The sequence below is a fragment of the Nonomuraea maritima genome, assembly GCF_900100395.1.
Classification (GTDB): domain Bacteria; phylum Actinomycetota; class Actinomycetes; order Streptosporangiales; family Streptosporangiaceae; genus Nonomuraea; species Nonomuraea maritima.
In genome coordinates this window covers 129,726-149,614 of sequence record NZ_FNFB01000007.1, presented here as the reverse complement: position 1 = coordinate 149,614, position 19,889 = coordinate 129,726, and the positions used below count along the sequence as shown (strand labels likewise).

Below are 19,889 nucleotides of genomic sequence, written 5' to 3'. Positions count from 1 at the left end.
AGGGGAAATGCTGATGGAGTTCCTGGTGCGTACGGAGAACCTGATGCCGGCCGACGTGCCGGACGATGTCCGCGACCAGCTGCGCAAGGCCGAGCGGGAACGGGCCATGGAGTTGCGGGAGGCGGGTGTGCTGAAGCGGCTGTGGCGGGTGCCGGGGCGCAACGCCACCATCGGGCTCTACGAGGCCGACGACCCGACCGCGCTGCACGAGGCGCTGACCTCGCTGCCGATGTGGAAGTGGATGGACGTCTCCGTCGAGCCCCTCGCCACCCACCCGCAGGAACAGCGGTAACACCCGGTACAGGCCAGGACCCCGTGCGGGGTCCTGGCCTGTGCGTGTTCGGGGTCCCGCCGATGTGATACCGCGCACGCCGGCCCGGACTCCTGCGCACGGAAGCCCGATGCCGTAGGCGGCCGGGCCGGTGACCTCGCGATAACGAGCCCACTAATTTCCGGCAAACAGGATTAAAAGTACTTAAAGTGCATATAAGGCTGAATATGGGACTACGCCGGAACTCCATGACACGCGGTTTGCCACCACGCGACGCCGGCCGGTCGCCGGCGCCTCACTGTACGGGCCCGGACACTGGAGGTCGCCCGGCGCGGGGTCAGTGACATGGGGTGGTCCTGGCAGTCGTTCCGGTGCCGCAGGACGGTGGCGACCGGAGGCGTCGCGACGCTGCTGTGCACGGTCGTCAGCGTCATGTTCCTGATCTTCGCCGGCTACAAGCAGGCCGACACCGCCCAGAACCAGGTCACCGACGCGTGGAACCGGGTCGTCCCCCTCATCCGGCAGGGCCCGCTGCCGGAGATCCTGGACAGCGGTGAGGTCTCGGGCATCCAGGTCGTGGACGACCGCGGCCACGTGGTCGCGGCCACCCGCAACCTCGCCGGCGCGCCGCCGATCGCCTCCTTCCGCGCTCCCGACACGCAGGTGACCACCGCACGGGTGCTGTGCCCGCCGCCCGGGATGCACGGCTGCATGACCGTCTTCTCCTACCGCGTGTTCCAGCCGCAGGGGCCCTGGGTGCTCTACATCGCGGTGCCGACGATCCCCTGGTACGGCCAGACCGCCTCGCTCCTGCTGGCCGTCGGCGTGTCCGTGCTGATCATCGCGATCCTGACCGGGTGGACGTACCGCGACCTCACCAGGGCCATCAGCCCGGTGAACGCCATCCGGGCCGAACTCGCCGAGATCACCGCCACCGACCTCGGCCGCCGCGTCCCCGTCCCGGCGAAGTACGAGGAGATCAGGTACCTGGCGGAGACCGTGAACGACACCCTCGACCGCCTGGAGGAGGCGTACGCGCGGCAACGGCGCTTCACCGCCGACGCCTCCCACGACCTGCGCACTCCCGTCACCGCCATGCGGACCCGGCTGGAGGAGGCCCTCCTGCACCCGGAGGACGCCGACTGGCCGAGGACGGCCGAGGCCGTCCTGTCCTCGGTGGAGCGGCTGCACCGGCTCGTGACCGACCTGCTCTCCCTGGCCCAGCTGGACGCGCGCACCTCCCTGCACAGCGACCCCACCGACCTGCGCCGGCTGGTCGCCACCGAGCTGGACCACCGGGAACACCGCAAGAAGATCGTCAAGGACCTGCCGGAGAGCGTCGTCATCGACTGCGACCGGCTGCGCATCGCCCGCCTGCTCGGCAACCTGCTCGACAACGCCGAGCGGCACGCGACCTCGCAGATCTCCGTCAGCGTCCGGCGCGACCCGTCCGCGGCGGTCGTGGAGGTCGTCGACGACGGCGCCGGCATCGCGACCGAGGACAGGAAGGCGGTCTTCGACCGCTTCACCCGGCTGGACGCCGGGTACGCCCGCGACGCGAACGGCACCGGGCTGGGGCTGGCCATCGCGCGGGAGATCGCCATGGTGCACGGCGGCACCCTCACCATCGAGGACAGCGACCGGGGCGCCCGCTTCGTCCTGCGTCTGCCCACCGCCGACCGCCAGGTGCCGGCCTGAGCCGGACAGCACCGAGGGCGAGCACGTGTGTGCTCGCCCTCGGCCTGATCGGGCTACTTCTTGCGCAGGACCTCGATGGTCCTCGACGTGGTGATCGGCGCGAGCGAGCTGTCGTCGGTGTAGGCGCGCATCGACTCGTTCGTCACCGTCAGGGTCACCGTGCCGCGGTTGAGCGCGGTGAGCGTACGGGTCCGCGGGTCGAAGATCGCGACCTTGCCCTTGGCGCGGGCCTTGTCGGCGGCCTTGTCGCCGCTGCCGATGGCCAGGTCGGACGAGCCGCTCCAGTCGACCGACATCGGGTACCGCAGCGGCACCACCCGGGTGCCCGCCTCGACGCCCTGCGGCTGCACGATGCTGCCGGACACCTGCGCCGTCTCGCCCACCTTGAGCGAGTCGGGCGCGTCGATCGTGGCGGACTGCGCGAAGGCGCGCACCTCGGCCTCGATCCACTGCTCGTCGGCGTCCTGGCGCGGGTCGACGGCCCAGTCGACCCAGCCGGTGAAGCCGCCGCGGTCGGGGGTGCCGTACGGGTCCTTGCCGGAGGACGGCAGCACCATGTACGGGACGCCCTCGACGCGGTGGACGTTCGCGATCTGGGCGTGCGAGCCGAACATCGCGGCGCCCTTGCCCGTGGAGTCGCGGAAGTCCGTCAGCAGGTTCTCGATCAGCTTGACCTCGTCGCGGTCACCGAGCTGGCTGGACTTGGCCTCGGCGGGGTCGTCCACCGGGTGGTGGGCGAACACCAGCACGTTGTGCACCGACTTGTCCTTCTTGGCGTCGGCGAGCGCCTGCTGCAGCATCGCGAACTGGTCCCACGACGTCGCGCGCAGCGACCCGAGGGAGCTGGCGAGCAGGATGAACCGGGTGCCCTTGTGGTCGAACGTCCGGTACGGCTGTCCGAACTCGCCCACGAAGTTCGTCAGGTCGGACTGGGTGTTGTTCAGACCGTACGACTCGTGGTTGCCCGGCACGTAGTAGCACGGGATCGACGTGGCCTTCGGGTCCGGCGTGCTGTTCTTCGACGGCTCCTCGCCGACGGGCACGAGGTCGCACCCGGCGTCGGTGAGCACCTGGCGGGCGAGCGCGAGGTCCTGCGGCAGGCCGCGGTCGGTGACGTCGCCGTTGAGGACGATCAGGTCCGGCTTCGTCGTGCGGATCCGCTTGATGGCGGCCGTCGCGACCTGGGTCAGCGCCGGGTTGTCCGCGGTGAACTGCACGTCCGACAGCGTGGCGAAGCGCCAGGTGTCGTGGCCGTCGATCAGGGCGGCGTCGTCGGAGATGAGCGGGTCGGGCCGCAGGTCGGGCTGGGCGGGCAGGTCGATCGCCGTCGGGACGTCGGCCTCGATCCGGTCCAGGACGAACGTGCCGGCCTTCTGCTGGGCGGTGCTCGTGTTGATGCCCTGGAAACCGGAGACGGAGATCGGGAACACGGTGTTCGCCGGCAGGGGGAACGTGGCGTACTGCCAGTCGTCGCTCGGGGTCAGGGCGCTGCCGTAGACGCCTGAGCTCTTGCCGTTGCCGTCGTAGAAGGCCAGGTAGGTCAGGCCGTCCGGCACGCCGATGCTCGACTTGAGCCGCATCCGCACCCGCAGCGGCTGGCCGGGCACCGCGATGCGCTGGGCCGCGGACGCCGCCACGACGCCCACGTTGCGCATCGCGCCGAAGTCGATCCGCAGCCCGTCGGGGTCGGCGGAGAACGTGGTGGCAGCGGTGCTGTTGTTGCGCCAGTGGGCGAGCACGTCGTCGTCGAAGTCGTAGACCGTCGTGGTCTGCACGCCGACCGTGATCGGCAGCTGCACCGACGTGCCGGCGACCGACACCGTGAGGATGGTCGCGGCGGCGGTGAGCGGCGTGATCCGCAGCCGGCCGTCCACGGGCTGGATGTCGACGACGCCGTGGTCGTAGTCGAGCGTGAGGTCGCGCGGGTCGATCGGCGCGGTGTAGCCCTCGGCGTCGCGGCCGGTCACAGAGACGGAGACCGCGTTCTGCGGCGTGGCGTCGGCGATCGACAGGCGCTGGGACGACAGCTCGACGCTGTCGAGGGGGCCGAGGACGGTGACCGTGGTCCTCGCCTTCTCGTGGCCCGACTTCACGTCGACCTTGATCTCGTCACGCGGGTTCGACTTCGCGGTGAGCGTGCCGTCCTTGACGGAGGCGCCTTGCGCCGACCAGCGCACCGACTTCGGGTCGACGGCCACCGGGGTCTGGTGGTCGTCGAGGCCCTGCACGACGAACTCGCGGCGCAGGCCGGGGAAGACCTTCACGCCGCCGTCGGCCGCCGCGGCGCCCGGCGCGGGCTTGACGAGGAGCTCGTGCAGCTTGCCGTCGCCCTTGGAGACGAACACGCCGACGCCGTTCGGGTCGTTGCGCTCGTGCCCGTCCGACGGGACGTTGCGGACGGTCGTCACGGACTCGCCGAGCGCGCGGGCGACCATCGTGGTCGAGCCGCCGCCGTCGAGGTTGACCGCGGTCTCCACGCCCAGGGCGACGAGGTCGCGGGCCTCCCTGTCGATGCCGACGCCGCCCTTGCCGGTGCCGCCCGGGCCGTCCCAGGTGGCGAGGACGAGCGTGCGGCCGCCGTCCTTGAAGCCGAGCGCGGTGCGCGGGGCGATCGAGGTGTCGAGACCGGGGACGACCTTGCCGCCGGTGACGACGGTGCCGCCGTGGCCGAGCGCGAACTTCATCGTCCTGGCGACGGCGTCGGCGAGCTCGTAGCGGAGGGCGACCGGGTCGCCGGGCTGGAGCGCGCGCAGGGCGGTGGCGGCGGCGCCGCGGCCGACGAGCACGAACCCGTCGGCCGGGATCGCGCCGGAGCCGGCGGGGCCGTTCTGGGTGACCGACACGACGGCGCCGTTCTGGACCAGGACCTCGGCGATCTGGTCGGCGGGCACGTTCGTCATGCCGCGGTTGCGGCTGTAGTCGCCCCACGCGGAGGTGAACGCGATCAGGCCGTCCTCCGGGACGCCGCCGCCGTTCGCCGCGTTGATCGACAGGACCTTGTGGTCGGCGCCCGCGAAGTTCGCACTGGCGTCGAGCGTGAGGTCCACGAGTTTGGCGATGCCGTCGCTGCCGACGCCGACGTGCTGGCGGCCGCTGATGTCGGGGGACTTGACCAGCTGCCCGTTCTGCACCTCGCCGCCGAGCGCCGCGTTGGAGTTGCCGATGTCGAAGAACTCGCCGTTGACGCCCGCGACGGCGCCGGCCTTGTTGGCGGCCTCGCTGAGCGGGCCGCCGAAGGCGACCGGTCCCGCGGTCAGCAGGTCCGTGCTCACGGCGCGGTCGGACAGGTCGACGGTCAGGAAGTTGGCGTCGTACCAGCCCTTCTGGTCGAGCGCCTTGACGTGCTGCAGGGAGATTCCCGGACCGATCCGCTCGGTCGTGTTGATCAGGGGGATCCCGCCGGTGACCGGCGCGGATGGGCTGTCCGCGTACGCGGCGGCGGGTGAGACCGCCAGCGTGGCGGCGGTCGCGAGCGCCGCCACCATGGGCGTCATGTGCCGATGGTTCAGGACCATCACTTTCATCGGTACCTCAGGTCAAAGGAGACACGGAGGCGATCCCCCCGTGTGCGCCCAGGTCGATCATGGGCGACACATGATTCAAGAGATCGTTCCCGACGCGCCGGTGACGCCTTCGCGATCACCCGATGAACCCTGACGGAAGATCACCCGAGCCGGCTGCCTTTTTTATCTCCGACATACATGTAAAAATCTATTGTCCTATGAAGCTAGATAAATGGAGTTGTCGTGATCGAGTTCCACCTGGATGCCCGGTCCGGTCTCTCGCCGTACCAGCAGCTGGTCCAGCAGGTACGGCACGCGCTCCGGCTCGGCGTGCTGCGCGAGGGCGACCAGCTGCCGACCATCAAGGAGGTCGTGGCGCACCTGGCGATCAACGCCAACACCGTCCTCAAGGCCTACCGGGAGCTCGAGCACGAGGGCCTGGTCGCCGCCCGGCCGGGGGTGGGGACGTTCGTGACGGCGACGCTCACCCACACCTCCCTGGCCGCGCACGGGCCACTGCGCCTGGAGCTGCGGCGCTGGCTGGCCAAGGCCCGCCGGGCCGGTCTAGACGACGAGAGCATCGAGGCCCTGTTCATGACCACCTTTCGGACCGCCGCACAGGAGGACATAGCGTGACCGCTGTCCTGGAAGCCCGGAGCCTCGGCAAGAAGTTCGGCAGACACTGGGCGTTGCGCGACTGCACCATCGACATCCCGGCCGGCCACGTCGTCGGCCTGGTCGGGCCGAACGGAGCCGGCAAGACCACCCTGCTGAAACTGGCCTGCGGCCAGCTCGAACCGACCACGGGCGACGTCACCGTGCTCGGCGGACGGCCGGGGAGCACTCCCGCGCAGCTCGCCAGGGTCGGGTTCGTCGCCCAGGACACCCCCCTCTACGCGGGGCTGACCGTCGCCGAGCATCTGCGGTTAGGGGCACGGCTCAACCCCCGCTGGGACGCCGCCCTCGCGCGCGAACGGATCGCGCAGGTCGGCCTCGTCCCCACACAGCGCGTGGGCAAGCTGTCGGGCGGACAGCGCGCCCAGCTCGCCCTCACCCTGGGCCTGGCCAAGCGGCCCGAACTGCTGATCCTGGACGAACCAGTCGCCTCGCTCGACCCGCTCGCCCGCCGCGAGTTCCTGCAGGCGCTCATGGAGGCCACCGCCGAGCACCGGCTGAGCGTGCTGCTCTCCTCCCACCTCGTCTCCGACCTGGAACGGGTCTGCGACTACCTGATCGTGCTCGTCGACTCCCGCGTACGGATCGCCGGCGAGCTCGACCGGTTGCTCGCCTCCCACCACCGCCTCACCGGCCCGCGCCGCGATCCCGACCGGCTCCCCGCAGACCAGCACGTGGTCTCCGCCCGCCACACCGAGCGGCAGAGCACGTACGTGATCCGCACCGACGCCCCGATCCACGACCCCGCCTGGACGGTCACCGCGCTGAGCCTGGAGGACCTCGTCCTCGCCCACATGGACCGGCGCCCCGAGCAGCCCCGGCGTGACGTCCTGGAGGTGCGGCGATGACCTGGCTGACCTGGCGCCAGTTCCGCGGCTCGGCCGCGATGACGGCCGCCGCCCTCGTCGTCCTCACGGCGGTGCTGGCCCTGACCGGCCCTGGCCTGGCCGACCGCTACGCCGCCGGGATCGCCGGCTGCGTCAACGACGGCACCTGCCACGAGTTCTTCGACCGCTTCTTCGACGACCACCAGCTCGCCTTCCTCGCCCTCACCCTCGTCGTGCTGATCCTGCCGGCGCTGGTCGGGCTCTTCTGGGGCGCGCCGTTGGTCACCCGCGAGCTGGAGGCGGGCACCCACCTGCTGGTGTGGAACCAGAGCGTCACCCGCCGCCGCTGGCTCGCGGTCAAGCTCGCGATCATCGGCCTCATGGCCACGGCCGCCGCCGGCGTCTGCGGCCTCGTGGTGACCTGGTGGTCCGGCCCCCTGGACAGGTCAGCCATTCCCGAGCTGGCCCAGATGTCTCCCCTGGTGTTCAGCGCGCGCGGCATCGCCCCCATCGGGTACGCGGCCTTCGCGTTCGTCCTGGGCGTGACCGTGGGCATCCTGGTGCGCCGCACGCTGCCGGCGATGGTCCTCACCCTGGCCGTCTTCGCCGCGGTGCAGATCGCCATGCCGCTGCTGGTCCGGCCCCACCTCATGCCCCCGGTCACCGGGACCTTCCAGCTCAACCGGGAGAACGTGGACGCGTTCCATCTGCCTCGGGGAGGTGGGCCTGTGGAGGTGTTCCTGCGGACCTCGGCCGTTCCCGGCCACCCGGGCGCCTGGGTCCTGACCAGCGAACTGCTCGATCCGTCCGGACGGACGATCGCCGGCACCGAGCGATCGTCGGGGCCGTCGGCGACCATCGCGCGGGCCATCCCGGTCTCCACGACGTCGGGACCCTGCGCACCGGCCACAGGACCGCCGAACGCCAATGTGTGCGTCGTCGAGATCAACCGGCTCGGTTACCGGCAGCAGGCGACCTACCAGCCCCTCGAACGCTTCTGGCCCCTGCAGTGGATCGAGACCGGGATCTACGCCCTGCTCACCCTCGGCCTCACCTGGTTCTCCTTCCGGTGGCTACGGAGACGCCTGTCATGAGCGTCGTCAGAGCCGCGGCCGCCGCACTCATCCTGCTCCTGGCGGCGGCCTGCACCGCACCGACGCCGCCGCGCAGCCAGGCGGGCACGACTGCGGCGGGCACGGCCTGCGCCGGGCCCCAGGGTCCTCCCGAGGCCGAGAGGGCCACCACGGTCGACGTCATCGAGCAGGCGTACTTCTGCATCCTCGGCAACTACTACAGCGGCGCCACCCTCGACGCCCGATCGCTGCTCACCGCCGGATTCCTCGCCCTGACACAGGAGATCAACCGCAACGGGCGCGAGGTGCCCGAGGCCACCATGCCCATGCTGACCGGCGACCGGGAAGCCGACTGGACCGCCTTCGAGACCGCCTACCGGAAGATCACCGACCAGGTGCCCGACCTGCGCGACAAGCTGGCCGTCGTCACCCTGGAGGCCGTCGTGGCGAGCCTCGGTGACAACCACGCCAGGTGGATTCACGGCGACGAGCGGCCGATCGACTACTACGACGGTGACGGCTACGGTCTGGGCCTCCAGCTGAACGTCACCCGCTCGCAGGTGGACGGCAGCTCCCCCCGGGTCGTCCCCGCCCCGCTGTTCGTCACGGCCGTCGAGGGCGGCGCGGCGCAGGCCGCCGGGGTGAAGCCGGGCGACGTCATCGAGGCGGTCAACGGGTCGACGCCGTTCGTCGGCGGCACGGCCACCGCCGCGATCGCCGCCCTGTACCCGCGCTATCCGGAGGCGCGCCCGGTCGAGCTGCGGCTGCATCGGCCTGCCACCGGCCGCCGCTGGACCGTGCCGCTCGAACCCGGTCTCTACCGGCGGGAGTGGGCCGACCTGCAGGTGGTGAGATCGGAACTGCTGGACGACGACGTCGCCTACGTCCGGATGACCGGCTTCGCACCCGACTCCGCGAACCGGGTGCTCAGGGCCGTCACCGGCCTGCGCAACGGCCGGACCCTGTCCGGCGTCGTGCTGGACCTGCGTGGCAACGGCGGCGGCAGCCCCGCCGAGGCGATCAGGCTGCTGAGCGCGTTCGTCCACGGCGAGGTCACCGCCTACCAGTGCACCGTGGACGGCGCGTGCGCGGCGTCCAGGACCGACGACACCGTCGAGCTGCTCCACCTGCCGCTGGTCGTGCTCGTCGACCACGGCTGCGCCTCGGCGTGCGAGCACTTCGGCTCCGCGGTCAAGGCCCTGCGCGCCGGCCGGTTGGTCGGCACCAGGACGGCCGGTGCGATCTCCGGGGCGGCGCAGCCGTACTTGCTGGCCAACAACACCGTGCTGAGCTTCCCGAGCAGGCATCACCTGGGGCCGGGCCGCGAGGTGGTCGACCGGATCGGCGTGCCGCCCGACCACCACGTCGTCCCGACCCCGCAGGACGCCGCCGCGGGGCGCGACCCCGCTCTGACCAGGGCCCTGGCCTTACTGAACGGACCTCGCTGATGAGACAGATCCTGGCCCTCGTCGCGGGGCTGGTCGTCCTGGCCGCCTGCTCCGCCCCCACGCCTCCCCGGTCCGAGGGAGAGCCGCCGAGCACCCCGGCCGTCGCCGTCCTGCCCGCCCCCACCGGCCCACATCCGGTCGGCACCACCACCCTGCACCTGACCGACGCCTCCCGTCCCGATCCGTGGGATCCCGACGTCGACGCCAGGGAGCTCAAGGTCACCCTGTGGTACCCGGCCGCGCAGCGCGGCGGGCAGCGCGCGGCGTACATGACCCCGAAGGAGTCGGAGCTCCTCCTGGAGGGCCTTCGTGTCACGGGCGTGCCCGCCGACACGCTGAGCAGAACCCGCACGAACGCCGTCGCCGACGCCCCCGTCGCGGGACGCGACCTTCCGCTGGTGGTGCTCTCCCCCGGCTTCACCAAACCCGTGAGCACGCTCACGTCCCTGGCCGAGGACCTGGCCAGCCGGGGGTACGTCGTGGCCGGGATCGACCACACCTACGAGAGCCACGCCACGACCCTGTCCGACGGACGGGTGGCCGGGTGCCTCGCCTGCGACAGCGACACCGACCCTGGCTTCGGCGCGAGAGCGGTCGAGGTCAGGGCGGCGGACGTGTCGTTCGTCCTCGACCGGCTGCCGTCGGCGTGGGAGGGCGGCGGCCTGATCGACCGCTCCCGCATCGCGATGGCGGGCCAGTCGATGGGTGGAGCCGCCGCCGTGGCGGCCATGCTGGAGGACGACCGCGTGCGCGCCGGGATCGACATGGACGGCACCACCTACGCGCGCATCCCCAGGAGCGGGTTCTCCCGGCCGTTCCTGTTCCTGGGCACGCCGCAGCACGTCCCCGGCGGGCGCGACAACTCCTGGGAGCGCGACTGGAGGCTGCTGACCGGGTGGAAACGCTGGATCGTGTTGGCGGGCGCCGACCACCAGTCCTTCACCGACGGCCCGCTGCTGGCGCCCGCCCTCGCCGTCGAACCGCTTCCCGGCGTGCTCCCCGGTGCGCGCGCCGCCGAACTGACCCGCACGTACGTGGCCGCCTTCCTCGACCGGCACCTGAAGTCGCAACGGCGACCCGTCCTGGACGAACCGTCCTCGCGCTTCCCCGAGGCCGGCTTCTGTCCCGGGACGTGCGGCCGGTCATGAGGCCTCCTCCTCGCGGACGTCGCTCCGGCCACTCGGAGGAGGCGGCATCGAGCCGGGGCGGCGACGATGACGGTGTCCGGCATCGTGAGAGCGCGCCCGCCCCGAGCGCGGCGACGTCACCGTCCGTCCCCTAGCCCGACCTGGAGTGGGGCCCATGCTGGTGGGAGAAGGCGAGCGGCTGTTCGGCAGGCACGATGCGCTCGTGCGGCCCGCGGCGCTGCTCGGCCTCGCCGTCGGCTACCTGGTGCTCTTCGCGGCGCCGCGTCTCCCCCACCCCCCGATCACCTGGGCCTTCGTCCTGGCCGCGGTGGCGTTCGGCGTGCTGGGCGGACGTTTCCCGATGGCGGCGCTGTCCGGGCACGCGGCGCTGGTGGGGTCCGTCGGACTGTCCGCCGGCGGGGACGCGGCGGTCGTGGTGAAGATCGCCGCCGGCTTCGCCCTGTTCGAGCTGGCCGTACGCCGCCCCGGGTGGCGGACGGCGATCGGGGCGGCGGTGGTGACCTGCGGGTACGTCCTGCATCTGACCGGCCAAGGTCCTCTGGACCTGCTCGCGCTGCTGTACCGGCTGGCCGTGGTCGTCGGCGTACCGCTGGTGCTGGCCGGGTACATCGGCGCGCACCGGCGGCTCGCCGTGGAGGCCGGGAAACGGGCGGAGGCCGAGTCGCGGCGCGCGGAGGCGGAGGCGGGCAGGGCCAAGGCCGAGTCGCTGGGGCGTGAGTCGGCCATGCTGGCCGCCCGTGCCGCCGAGCGGGTCACGGTCGCGCGGGAGCTCCACGACCTGGTCGCCCATCACGTCGCGTCGATGGTCCTGCGCGTCGGCGTCGCGCTCCACGTGCTGCCCACGACCGACCCGCGCGTCACCGAGACACTGAACGACGTCCATGCGAGCGGCACCGCCGTACTCGGTGACCTGCGGCGGCTGGTGGCCGTGCTGCGCGACCCCGCGACGGTGCGGGACGGTCCCGGCATCGGCCTGGTCGAACCGGAAGGGCTGATCGCGGCGCTGGAGACGGCGGCCGGACGCGCCCGGCAGATCGGCCTCACGGTCGAGACCGACCTCGACCCCGAGGTCGACCACCTCGACGCGATGCGAGCGCTGACGGCGCTGCGGCTGAGCCAGGAGGGCATCACCAACGTGGCCAAGCACGCCGGAGCCGCCGCGCACGTACGGCTGTCCGTCCTGGTGACGCCGGACGGCGCGGTCTGCCTGGACCTCACCGACGACGGCGGCTCGCACGGCGCCGCCGGTTCTCCTCCGCCGAGCGGTGGCCACGGTCTGGCCGGCCTGCGTGAGCGCGTGGAACTGCTGGAGGGCGAGTTCCGCGCCGGACGGCACGGCGAGGGCTGGCGCCTGGCGGCGACGCTGCCCGCCTCCGCGACGGCCGCCGATGCGGGTACTCCACCGGGCGTGGAGCGGCCGTCGTGATCCGGGTGCTGCTGGCCGACGACCTGCAACTCGTCCGTGCCGGACTGCGGATGCTGTGCGAGTCGGCCGGCGACGTGACCGTGGTCGGCGAGGCCGGGGACGGCCGTACGGCGGTGAGGCTCGCCGAGCGGCTCGTTCCCGACGTCGTCCTCATGGACCTGCGCATGCCGCTGATGGACGGCATCACCGCCACCAGGGCGATCACGGCGGCACGTCCTGGCACGAGGGTCATCGCCCTCACCACGTTCGACGACGACGACCACGTCTACCCGCCGCTGGCCGCGGGGGCCTGCGGCTTCCTCGTCAAGGACACCTCACCGGGTGAGCTGCTCGACGCCGTGCGGCGGGCGGCGGCCGGTGAGGACACCTACAATCAGGACGTGCTGCGCCGTCTCGTCGCCGACGCGCTGCGTTCGCGCGCTGCCACGACCCCGGCCGAGCGCGACCTGGCCAAGCTCACCGACCGCGAGCTCGACGTGCTGGCGCTGGTCGGGGCGGGCCTGTCCAACGCCGAGATCGCCGAGCGCCTGCACCTCGGGGTGACCACGGTGAAGACGCACCTCGCCGGTCTCATGACGAAGACCGGCTGCCCCAACCGCGTCCGCCTGGCGGTGTTCGCCGTACGGACCCGGATCGCCGCGCCCTGACCGTTCGTCCAGAAGGCTCCTGCCGGAGCAGGAGCGGACTCCGCCCAGGAAGGCCGGTACGGCGGCCCGCCGACGGAGGCCGGCGGAAGGCGGCCCGGGCGAAGCTCGTGGAGGGCGGAACCGCCCCTCGGCGAGGAAGGACGACGACAGCGATGACACACGACACGGAGCACGAATCCGGCCGGCCAGGGCGGCGCAGCCGGCGGGCGGTGCTGGGGCTCGCCGCGGCGGCCGCCGGGGCGGCGAGCCTGGCCGGCGCGGTGGCCGTCCCGCCGTATCTCACCTCCCCTCCGACGCGGCCCGCTCCGGCGGCGGCCCCGCGGGGGCGCTTCACCGGCAAGGTCGTGCTCATCACCGGCGCGACCTCCGGGATCGGCGAGGCCGCGGCGAAGGCGTTCGCGGCCGAAGGGGTGAAGGTCGGCTTCTGCGGCCGTCGCGTCGAGGAGGGCCGCCGGGTCGAGAGCGAGATCCGCGCCGCCGGCGGCACGGCCGTCTACACGCGCGCCGACGTACGCGACGCCACCCAGCTGAAGCGGTTCGTCGACGACACCGTCACCAGGTTCGGGGCGCTGGACGTGGCCTTCAACAACGCCGGGATCAGCCGTACGGCGCCGCTGCACGAGATGCCCCCTCGACGTGTGGGAGGACGTGCAGAACACCAACGTGCGCGGGGTCTATCTCGCGATCAGGTACGAGGTGCCGTACATGCTGGAAGCCGGGCGCGGCGTGATCATCTGCACGGCGTCCGGGTCGCGGCGTCCGCAGGGCGGCGCCTACACCGCGAGCAAGCAGGCGATCAAAGGGATCGTGGACGCGGCGGCCCTGGACTACGGCCCCCAGGGCATCCGGCTCAACGCGATCGCGCCGGGGACCACCGACACCGCCCTGGTGCGCCCGCCAGGCCTGCCCGACGGTTTCCCCTCCAGGTGAGGACGCCCGCCGTGTCCTTTTTGTCAGGCTTTGAGTTAGGGGTGCGGCATTCGAGGCACTTGACGGTAGCCTGCGCGAACGGGGGCCGACCATGGCAGCCACGCACGTTCCCACGACCACCCGCGACTGGACCCGGCGGCGCGCCGCCAAGCGTGAACGGCTGGCGGCCGTCCAGCCGTTCGTGTCCGGCCGGCTGGTGGACGCCGACCACATGCGGGACGCGCTGCAGGCGCTGCTGCGGCCGGGCGACCGGGTGGCGCTGGAGGGCGACAACCAGAAACAGGCCGACTTCCTGGCCGAGGCGCTGGCCGGCTGCGACCCGGACGCCGTGCACGACCTGCACCTGCTGATCTCCTCGATCAGCCTGCGGGACCACCTCGACCTGTTCGAGCGGGGCGTGGCCCGCCGCCTCGACTTCGCCTACGCAGGGCCGCAGAGCGTCCGCATGGCGCAGCTGCTGGCCGACGGCAAGGTCGAGGTCGGGGCGATCCACACGTACGTCGAGCTGTACGCGCGGATGTTCGTCGACCTCATCCCGGACGTCGCGCTGCTCTGCGCCGAGCAGGCCGACCGCGACGGCAACCTGTACACCGGCCCGAGCACCGAGGACACGCCGACGATCGCCGAGGCGACGGCGTTCTCCGACGGCGTCACCGTGGTGCAGGTGAACGAGCTCGTGGACGAGCTGCCCCGCGTGGACATCCCGGGCGACTGGGTGGACCTGGTCGTGCGCAGCCCGCGCCCGTTCGCCCTGGAGCCGCTGTTCACCCGCGACCCGCGGCACATCGGCCAGGTGGAGATCCTCATGGCCATGATCGCCCTGCGCGGCATCTACGAACGGCACCAGGTGACCAGCCTCAACCACGGCATCGGGTACGACACCGCGGCGATCGAGCTGCTGCTGCCCACGTACGGCGAGGAGCTCGGCCTGCGCGGGAAGATCTGCCGGCACTGGGCGCTCAACCCGCACCCGACGCTCATCCCCGCCATCGAGAGCGGCTGGGTGGAGTCGGTGCACTGCTTCGGCGGCGAACCGGGCACGGAGCGGTACGTCGCCGCCCGTCCTGACGTGTTCTTCACCGGCCGCGACGGCACGCTGCGCTCGAACCGGGTGCTGTGCCAGCTCGCCGGCCAGTACGCGGTCGACCTGTTCATCGGGTCGTCGCTGCAGATCGACGCGGCGGCGAACTCCTCGACCGTCACCGAGGGGCGGCTGACCGGCTTCGGCGGGGCGCCCAACATGGGGCACGACCCGCACGGCCGCCGCCACCCCTCCCCCGCCTGGCTGGGGCTGCTCACCGGCGAGGCGCCCGCGCTGCGGGGACGCAAGCTCGTCGCGCAGATCACGCAGACCTTCCGCACCGGCGGCACGCCGGCGTTCGTGGAGACGCTCGACGCGATCACGGTGGGCAAGGACGCGGAGATGCCCATCCCGCCGATCATGATCTACGGCGACGACGTCAGCCACGTCGTGACCGAGGAGGGGGTGGCCTACCTCTACAGGGCCACGAGCCTGGCGGAGCGGCGCGAGGCGGTGGCGGCGATCGCGGGCGCGACGCCGATCGGGCGCGGCATCGACGAGCGCCGCGTCGACGCGCTGCGCCGCGACGGCCTGGTCGCCCTTCCTGAGGATCTCAAGGTGGACGTCCGCCGCGCGTCCCGGTCCCTGCTGGCGGCCCGCAGCGTCGAGGACCTCGTGGCCTGGTCAGGCGGCCTGTACGACCCACCGGCCCGCTTCCGCACGTGGTGACCGCGATGACCATCACCCCACCCACTACCCCCGCCGTGCTCGCCGGCACGGCGGTCGGTGCGCTGGCCGAGGAGGCGTTGCTGAGCCCGAAGCCGGGGCTGGTGGACCGCCGGGGCGGTGGCGCGCACGACGACATGGACCTGCCGCTCCTGCTGGCCTCCGCCGAGGCGCTGCGGCCCGCGTTCGAGCGGATCGCGTACGTGTCCGCCGGCGCGACGACCGATGTCGGCCTGCGGGAGGAGCTGGGACGGGTCGGCCGCGAGGGAGAGCGGGCGATGACGCGCGCCACCGGAGGGGTCAACACCCATCGGGGCGCGCTGTGGGCGCTCGGGCTGCTGGTGGCCGCCGTCGCGGGCGGCGCCGGTGACGAGCGCGCGGCGGCGCGCGGCGCGGCGGGGCTGGCCGCGCTGCCCGACCGAAGAGCCCCGGAGGAGACCCGCTCCCACGGCGAACGGGCGATGAGCCGCTACGGTTCGCCCGGCGCCAGGGGCGAGGCGACGGCGGCCTTCCCGCACGTCATCGAGGTCGCCCTGCCCCGCCTGCGCCACTCGCGCGCGGCGGGGTTCGCCGAGGAGGCGGCCCGGCTGGACGCGCTGCTCGCGGTGATGAGCCTCCTCGACGACACGTGCGTCCTGCACCGCGGCGGACTCGACGGTCTGCGGGCCGTCCAGGCGGGCGCCGCGCTCGTGCTCGCCGAGGGAGGCGCCGGCTCGGCCCGCGGCCGGGAGGCGCTCATGGCGCTGGACGGGCTGCTGCGCGAGCGGCGGCTGTCCCCGGGCGGGAGCGGCGACCTGCTGGCCGCCGCGCTGTTCCTCGACATGGTGCCGTGGCCAGGCGGCCCGGCCCGGGCCGGACAGGAGGTGCGGCCCCGCCGCTCAGCCCGGCCCGCACAGGAGGTGCTGTCATGCAGACGCTGACGTACGAGTTCCCGGCGAGCCGCCCGGCCGCCCGGCGCACCCACGTGGGCGTGGTGGGCTCGGGCGACCTGGAGGTGCTCATGACGCCCGCCGACGGCACCGCCCGCGTCCGCGTGCGCACCAGCGTGGACGGCTTCGACACGGTGTGGCGGACGGTGCTGGAGCGGTTCTTCGCCCGCAACCCCGTCGCCGCCGACTTCGAGCTCAACGACTTCGGCGCCACGCCCGGCGTGGTCGTCCTGCGGCTCAGGCAGGCCATCGAGAGCGGCAGCTCCCAGGGCGGGACGGAGGGCGCGGCATGACGCGGACCGACTGGCAGGCGATGCTCCGCCGTACGAGCTTCATCGAACTGAACGCCAGACAGCGGGCCAGGGCGCTGCTCGACGACGGCAGCGCCCGCGAGCTGTGCGGTCCCTTCGACCGCATCGAGTCGCCCTGGCTGGAACCCCAGGGCGTCGTGCCGCAGAGCGACGACGGCGTCGTCGTGATGAAGGGCGCGCTCGACGGGGATCCGGCGGTGGTGGTCGCCGTCGAGCAGGCCTTCCAGGGCGGCGGCATCGGCGAGGTCTCCGGGGTGAAGATGGCGACCGCGCTGTCCCTGGCCGCCCGCGACACCCGCGCGGGCACGCCCACGCCCGCGGTGCTCCTGCTGGAGACGGGCGGCGTCCGGTTGCAGGAGGCCAACCTGGGCCTGGCCGCGGTCGCCGAGGTGTGCTCGGCGATCCTGGAGCTGCGCGCCCTGCAGCCCGTCGTAGGCGTCATCGCGGGTTCGCTGGGCTGCTACGGCGGCATGAGCATCGCCGCCGCACTCTGCACCCGGCTGATCATGACGGAGGAGGCCAGGCTCGGGCTCAACGGCCCCGAGGTGATCGAGTCGGAGGCCGGCATCGAGGAGTTCGACGCCTCCGACCACCCGCTCATCTGGTCGCTGGACGGTGGGAGACAACGCGTCGGTACCGGCCTGGCCGACACGCTCGTCCTCGACGACGTCACCGCGTTGCGCACGGCGGTGATCGACGCCGTGCGCGCGGGCATGCCCGCCGAGCAGCGTTCGCGGCGGATCAAGGAGCTGCGGGCCGCCCTCGAGGCCGTCGACCCGGCCCGTCCGCCCGAGCCCGCCGCCCTCGCCGACGTCTGGGCGCGGGCCGGAGCGAAGGGAGACGGCCGATGACCCGCGGCCTCACGTGGACGCGCGCGCTCGCCGACGGCCCCGTGGACGGTGCCGTGCCGTCCGTGATCACGGCGGACTGCACGCTGAACGGCGACACCGCCCGCCTCGTCGCCGTCGTCCCGCACCAGGAGAGCCCCTACCACCGGGCCAGGAAGGGCGAGGTGGGCCTGCTCGAAGGGCTCGGGATCGCCGAGGCGGTCACCGCCGTCCTCACCGAGGACGCCCGGCTGCCCGAGGACAGGCGCCGCCCGATCGTCGCCGTCGTCGACGTGCCGAGCCAGGCGTACGGGCGGGTGGAGGAGCTGGCCGGCATCCATCACGCGCTGGCGACCGCCGTGGACGCCCATGCCCGCGCCCGCACCGCCGGACACCCCGTGATCTCCCTCATCGTCGGGAACGCGCTGTCGGGCGGCCTGCTCGCGCACGGCTCGCAGGCCAACCAGATGCTGGCGCTCGACGACCCTGGCGTGGTGATCCACGCCATGCACAAGCGGGCGGCGGCGCGGGTGACCATGCGCACCGTGGAGCAGCTCGACGAGCTGGCCCGGCGCGTCCCGCCGCTGTCGTACGACGTGAGCGACTGGGCGAAGCTCGGCCTGTGCGACGACCTGCTGAGGGTGGAGCACGCCGACGATCCGGACGAGCAGGACGTGCGCCGGGTGAAGGACGCTCTCGCCGCGGCCGTCCAGCGGGCCCGCTCCGGCCCGAGGGACCTGAGCAACCGCCTCACCTCGCCGGACGCCCTGCGGACGCGGGCCGCCTCGCACCGCGTACGCGAGGAGCTGAGCGCCCAGTGGAGGTGACCCCGCGCCCGCACGACCTGCTGCGGCTGGCCCCTGACGCGGTGACCGGCGGGCTGCCGCGCTGGGCCGCCGCGTCGCTCGCCGCGTGCCCCTGGGCCGTCGTCCGGCGCGCGCCGCACCCGTCCCGGCTGATCCCGGTCGGCGTGCGCGGGGCCGCGCGCTGCGAGAGGCAGGCCGCGCTCGTCCCGTCCACGGCGGTGCTGGGCCGCGTCCCGCCCGAGTGGCTGAACCGGCGGGTTCCCCGCCTGCCCCGGCCGGCGGCCGCGCTGGCCGCCGTCCGCCGGTGCCTGGCCGCCGAGCTGGGCGAGGCGGCCGCGTGGGGGCCCGTCGGCGGCGTCGGCTTCGAGCTCGCCACCGGGCACCGGGTCACCCACCCCGGCAGCGACCTCGACCTGCTGATCCGGACGCCCGACAGGCTGCCGCGGGAGCTCGCGGCGCGGCTCTTGACCGTGTTCTGCGGCCTCGCCTGCGCGGTCGACTGCCAGCTGGAGACGCCGCGCGGCGGGGTCGCCCTCGTCGAGTGGGCCCGTACCGGCGGCCCGGTCCTGGCCCGTACCGGGCGCGGTCCCGAACTGGTGGACGATCCGTGGGCGCCGATCTGAGCGTCGCCTTCCTCTACCCGGGCCAGGGCACCCAGCGTCCGGGGATGCTGCACGACCTGCCCCGCCACCCGGCCGTCGCCGCGACGCTCGCGGAGGCCGAGCAGCTGCTGCCAGGATCGTCGCGGGACGACGCCGAGGCGCTGGAGTCGACCGTCACCACGCAGGTCGCGCTGTGCGTGGCCGGGGTCGCCGCGACCCGGGCGCTCGCCTGCGCCGGCGTGGCTCCCGACGTCGTGGCCGGGCACTCCACGGGCACGTTCCCCGCGGCGGTCGCCGCGGGCGTGCTGACCTTCGGCGAGGCCCTCGACGCCGTACGCCTGCGCGGCGAGCTGATGCGACGGGCCTACCCGTCCGGGTACGGCATGACGGCCGTCCTGGGGCTGGGACCGGCGGCCGTCAGGCGCGTCGTCGAGGCGACCGGCACCGACGACGACCCCGCTTACGTGGCCGTGGTCGACACCGACCAGCAGGTCGTGGTCTCCGGCAGCCTGCGCGCGCTGGAGCGCGTCGCCGCGGCGGCGGCGACGGCGGGGGCCCGGCGGGTGGTGCGGCTGGACATCGCCGTGCCCTCGCACTGCCCGCTGCTCGCCGGTGTCGCCGACGCCATGGCCGGGCACCTGCGGAACGTGCCGAGGCGCCGGCTGAGCGTCCCGTACCTCAGCGACTCCACCGGACGTCTGCTGCACGACGCCGGCACCGTCCTGGACGACCTGGCCCGCGGCGTCGCCACCACCGTGCGCTGGTGGGACGTCACCGGGCTGCTCGGCGAGCTCGGCGCCGCCCTGTTCGTCCAGGCGCCTCCCGGGCAGGTGCTCGCCCGGATGGCCCGCGCGGCGTACCCGCGGGCCCGCGTCCTCGCGTTGGACGACACCGACGTCGCCGACGTGGCCGCGTACGCCCGCCGTACCCGCAGTTCCCACAGTTCCCACAGCGCCCGCGAACCGGCGGTCCCGACACCATGACCCCCGCACCAGGCACGGCGCGGCCAGGACGCCGCCCG

The 19,889-nt window shown here is 73.2% G+C and carries 18 protein-coding genes and 1 pseudogene; 18 read left to right on the top strand and 1 reads right to left on the bottom strand.

Annotation, left to right across the window (positions count from 1 at the left end; genetic code table 11):
• The first annotated feature begins 13 nt into the window (after positions 1-13).
• Together BLR04_RS14780 and BLR04_RS14775 are read left to right on the top strand one after the other, a co-directional pair.
• The gene (locus tag BLR04_RS14780; protein WP_090764789.1) at positions 14-292 is read left to right on the top strand and encodes a muconolactone Delta-isomerase family protein; all 279 of its coding nucleotides are present in this window, start codon (positions 14-16) and stop codon (positions 290-292) included.
• Positions 293-616: 324 nt separating this feature from the next.
• The gene (locus BLR04_RS14775; RefSeq protein ID WP_090764310.1) at positions 617-1,969 is read left to right on the top strand and encodes a sensor histidine kinase; all 1,353 of its coding nucleotides are present in this window, start codon (positions 617-619) and stop codon (positions 1,967-1,969) included.
• A 53-nt stretch (positions 1,970-2,022) separates the two neighbouring features.
• On the opposite strand, the gene BLR04_RS14770 is transcribed toward BLR04_RS14775, so the two are convergent.
• Entirely contained in the window at positions 2,023-5,463 is a 3,441-nt protein-coding gene (locus BLR04_RS14770; RefSeq protein ID WP_176903092.1) for a phosphodiester glycosidase family protein, read from the bottom strand.
• 252 nt (positions 5,464-5,715) lie between these two features.
• Between BLR04_RS14770 and BLR04_RS14765 the strand changes: the two genes are divergently transcribed.
• From BLR04_RS14765 to mdcH, 16 genes and pseudogenes are all read left to right on the top strand, one after another.
• Positions 5,716-6,108 carry a GntR family transcriptional regulator gene (locus tag BLR04_RS14765; protein ID WP_090764303.1) on the top strand — a complete coding sequence of 131 codons (393 nt, stop codon included), beginning with the start codon at positions 5,716-5,718 and terminating at the stop codon, positions 6,106-6,108.
• Complete coding sequence (locus BLR04_RS14760) at positions 6,105-6,995, top strand: ABC transporter ATP-binding protein (RefSeq protein ID WP_090764300.1); 891 nt, start codon at positions 6,105-6,107, stop codon at positions 6,993-6,995. The genes BLR04_RS14765 and BLR04_RS14760 overlap by 4 nt, the downstream gene beginning before the upstream one ends.
• On the top strand, positions 6,992-8,068 hold the full coding sequence (locus tag BLR04_RS14755) for an ABC transporter permease (RefSeq protein ID WP_090764297.1): 1,077 nt from the start codon (positions 6,992-6,994) through the stop codon (positions 8,066-8,068). Before BLR04_RS14760 ends, BLR04_RS14755 begins: the two co-directional genes overlap by 4 nt.
• Entirely contained in the window at positions 8,065-9,495 is a 1,431-nt protein-coding gene (locus BLR04_RS14750) for a S41 family peptidase (RefSeq protein WP_090764295.1), read from the top strand. Before BLR04_RS14755 ends, BLR04_RS14750 begins: the two co-directional genes overlap by 4 nt.
• The gene (locus BLR04_RS14745; protein ID WP_090764293.1) at positions 9,495-10,643 is read left to right on the top strand and encodes an alpha/beta hydrolase family protein; all 1,149 of its coding nucleotides are present in this window, start codon (positions 9,495-9,497) and stop codon (positions 10,641-10,643) included. The genes BLR04_RS14750 and BLR04_RS14745 overlap by 1 nt, the downstream gene beginning before the upstream one ends.
• 154 nt (positions 10,644-10,797) lie before the next feature.
• Positions 10,798-12,069, top strand: coding sequence for a sensor histidine kinase (locus BLR04_RS42330; protein WP_090764290.1), 1,272 nt, complete (start codon positions 10,798-10,800; stop codon positions 12,067-12,069).
• Positions 12,066-12,716: a response regulator gene (locus tag BLR04_RS14735; RefSeq protein WP_090764287.1), complete on the top strand. Its 651-nt coding sequence runs from the start codon at positions 12,066-12,068 to the stop codon at positions 12,714-12,716. Before BLR04_RS42330 ends, BLR04_RS14735 begins: the two co-directional genes overlap by 4 nt.
• 152 nt (positions 12,717-12,868) lie before the next feature.
• Positions 12,869-13,336: pseudogene (locus BLR04_RS42740) on the top strand (SDR family NAD(P)-dependent oxidoreductase); the annotation flags it as partial.
• 16 nt (positions 13,337-13,352) lie between these two features.
• Positions 13,353-13,646 carry an SDR family NAD(P)-dependent oxidoreductase gene (locus BLR04_RS41300; protein WP_425413437.1) on the top strand — a complete coding sequence of 98 codons (294 nt, stop codon included), beginning with the start codon at positions 13,353-13,355 and terminating at the stop codon, positions 13,644-13,646.
• 91 nt (positions 13,647-13,737) lie between these two features.
• On the top strand, positions 13,738-15,396 hold the full coding sequence (gene mdcA / locus BLR04_RS14725; RefSeq protein WP_090764284.1) for a malonate decarboxylase subunit alpha: 1,659 nt from the start codon (positions 13,738-13,740) through the stop codon (positions 15,394-15,396).
• A 5-nt stretch (positions 15,397-15,401) separates the two neighbouring features.
• On the top strand, positions 15,402-16,313 hold the full coding sequence (locus BLR04_RS14720) for a triphosphoribosyl-dephospho-CoA synthase (RefSeq protein WP_090764788.1): 912 nt from the start codon (positions 15,402-15,404) through the stop codon (positions 16,311-16,313).
• Positions 16,301-16,615: a malonate decarboxylase subunit delta gene (locus tag BLR04_RS14715; protein WP_090764281.1), complete on the top strand. Its 315-nt coding sequence runs from the start codon at positions 16,301-16,303 to the stop codon at positions 16,613-16,615. Before BLR04_RS14720 ends, BLR04_RS14715 begins: the two co-directional genes overlap by 13 nt.
• Positions 16,612-17,484, top strand: coding sequence for a biotin-independent malonate decarboxylase subunit beta (locus BLR04_RS14710; protein WP_218128920.1), 873 nt, complete (start codon positions 16,612-16,614; stop codon positions 17,482-17,484). The genes BLR04_RS14715 and BLR04_RS14710 overlap by 4 nt, the downstream gene beginning before the upstream one ends.
• Complete coding sequence (gene mdcE, locus BLR04_RS40640) at positions 17,481-18,287, top strand: biotin-independent malonate decarboxylase subunit gamma (protein ID WP_176903091.1); 807 nt, start codon at positions 17,481-17,483, stop codon at positions 18,285-18,287. The genes BLR04_RS14710 and mdcE overlap by 4 nt, the downstream gene beginning before the upstream one ends.
• The gene (locus BLR04_RS40635; protein WP_176903090.1) at positions 18,278-18,889 is read left to right on the top strand and encodes a malonate decarboxylase holo-ACP synthase; all 612 of its coding nucleotides are present in this window, start codon (positions 18,278-18,280) and stop codon (positions 18,887-18,889) included. Before mdcE ends, BLR04_RS40635 begins: the two co-directional genes overlap by 10 nt.
• Positions 18,874-19,851 carry a malonate decarboxylase subunit epsilon gene (gene mdcH, locus BLR04_RS14700; RefSeq protein WP_090764278.1) on the top strand — a complete coding sequence of 326 codons (978 nt, stop codon included), beginning with the start codon at positions 18,874-18,876 and terminating at the stop codon, positions 19,849-19,851. The genes BLR04_RS40635 and mdcH overlap by 16 nt, the downstream gene beginning before the upstream one ends.
• Positions 19,852-19,889 lie beyond the last annotated feature (38 nt).

Excerpts from the sequence above, each read along its gene's own strand:
- BLR04_RS14780 (WP_090764789.1), top strand. The coding sequence starts at position 14 with ATGGAGTTCCTGGTGCGTACGGAGAACCTGATGCCGGCCGACGTGCCG.
- BLR04_RS14775 (WP_090764310.1), top strand. The coding sequence starts at position 617 with ATGGGGTGGTCCTGGCAGTCGTTCCGGTGCCGCAGGACGGTGGCGACC.
- BLR04_RS14770 (WP_176903092.1), bottom strand. The coding sequence starts at position 5,463 with ATGACGCCCATGGTGGCGGCGCTCGCGACCGCCGCCACGCTGGCGGTC.
- BLR04_RS14755 (WP_090764297.1), top strand. The coding sequence starts at position 6,992 with ATGACCTGGCTGACCTGGCGCCAGTTCCGCGGCTCGGCCGCGATGACG.
- BLR04_RS14750 (WP_090764295.1), top strand. The coding sequence starts at position 8,065 with ATGAGCGTCGTCAGAGCCGCGGCCGCCGCACTCATCCTGCTCCTGGCG.
- BLR04_RS14745 (WP_090764293.1), top strand. The coding sequence starts at position 9,495 with ATGAGACAGATCCTGGCCCTCGTCGCGGGGCTGGTCGTCCTGGCCGCC.
- BLR04_RS42330 (WP_090764290.1), top strand. The coding sequence starts at position 10,798 with ATGCTGGTGGGAGAAGGCGAGCGGCTGTTCGGCAGGCACGATGCGCTC.
- mdcA (WP_090764284.1), top strand. The coding sequence starts at position 13,738 with ATGGCAGCCACGCACGTTCCCACGACCACCCGCGACTGGACCCGGCGG.
- BLR04_RS14720 (WP_090764788.1), top strand. The coding sequence starts at position 15,402 with ATGACCATCACCCCACCCACTACCCCCGCCGTGCTCGCCGGCACGGCG.
- BLR04_RS14715 (WP_090764281.1), top strand. The coding sequence starts at position 16,301 with ATGCAGACGCTGACGTACGAGTTCCCGGCGAGCCGCCCGGCCGCCCGG.
- BLR04_RS14710 (WP_218128920.1), top strand. The coding sequence starts at position 16,612 with ATGACGCGGACCGACTGGCAGGCGATGCTCCGCCGTACGAGCTTCATC.
- mdcE (WP_176903091.1), top strand. The coding sequence starts at position 17,481 with ATGACCCGCGGCCTCACGTGGACGCGCGCGCTCGCCGACGGCCCCGTG.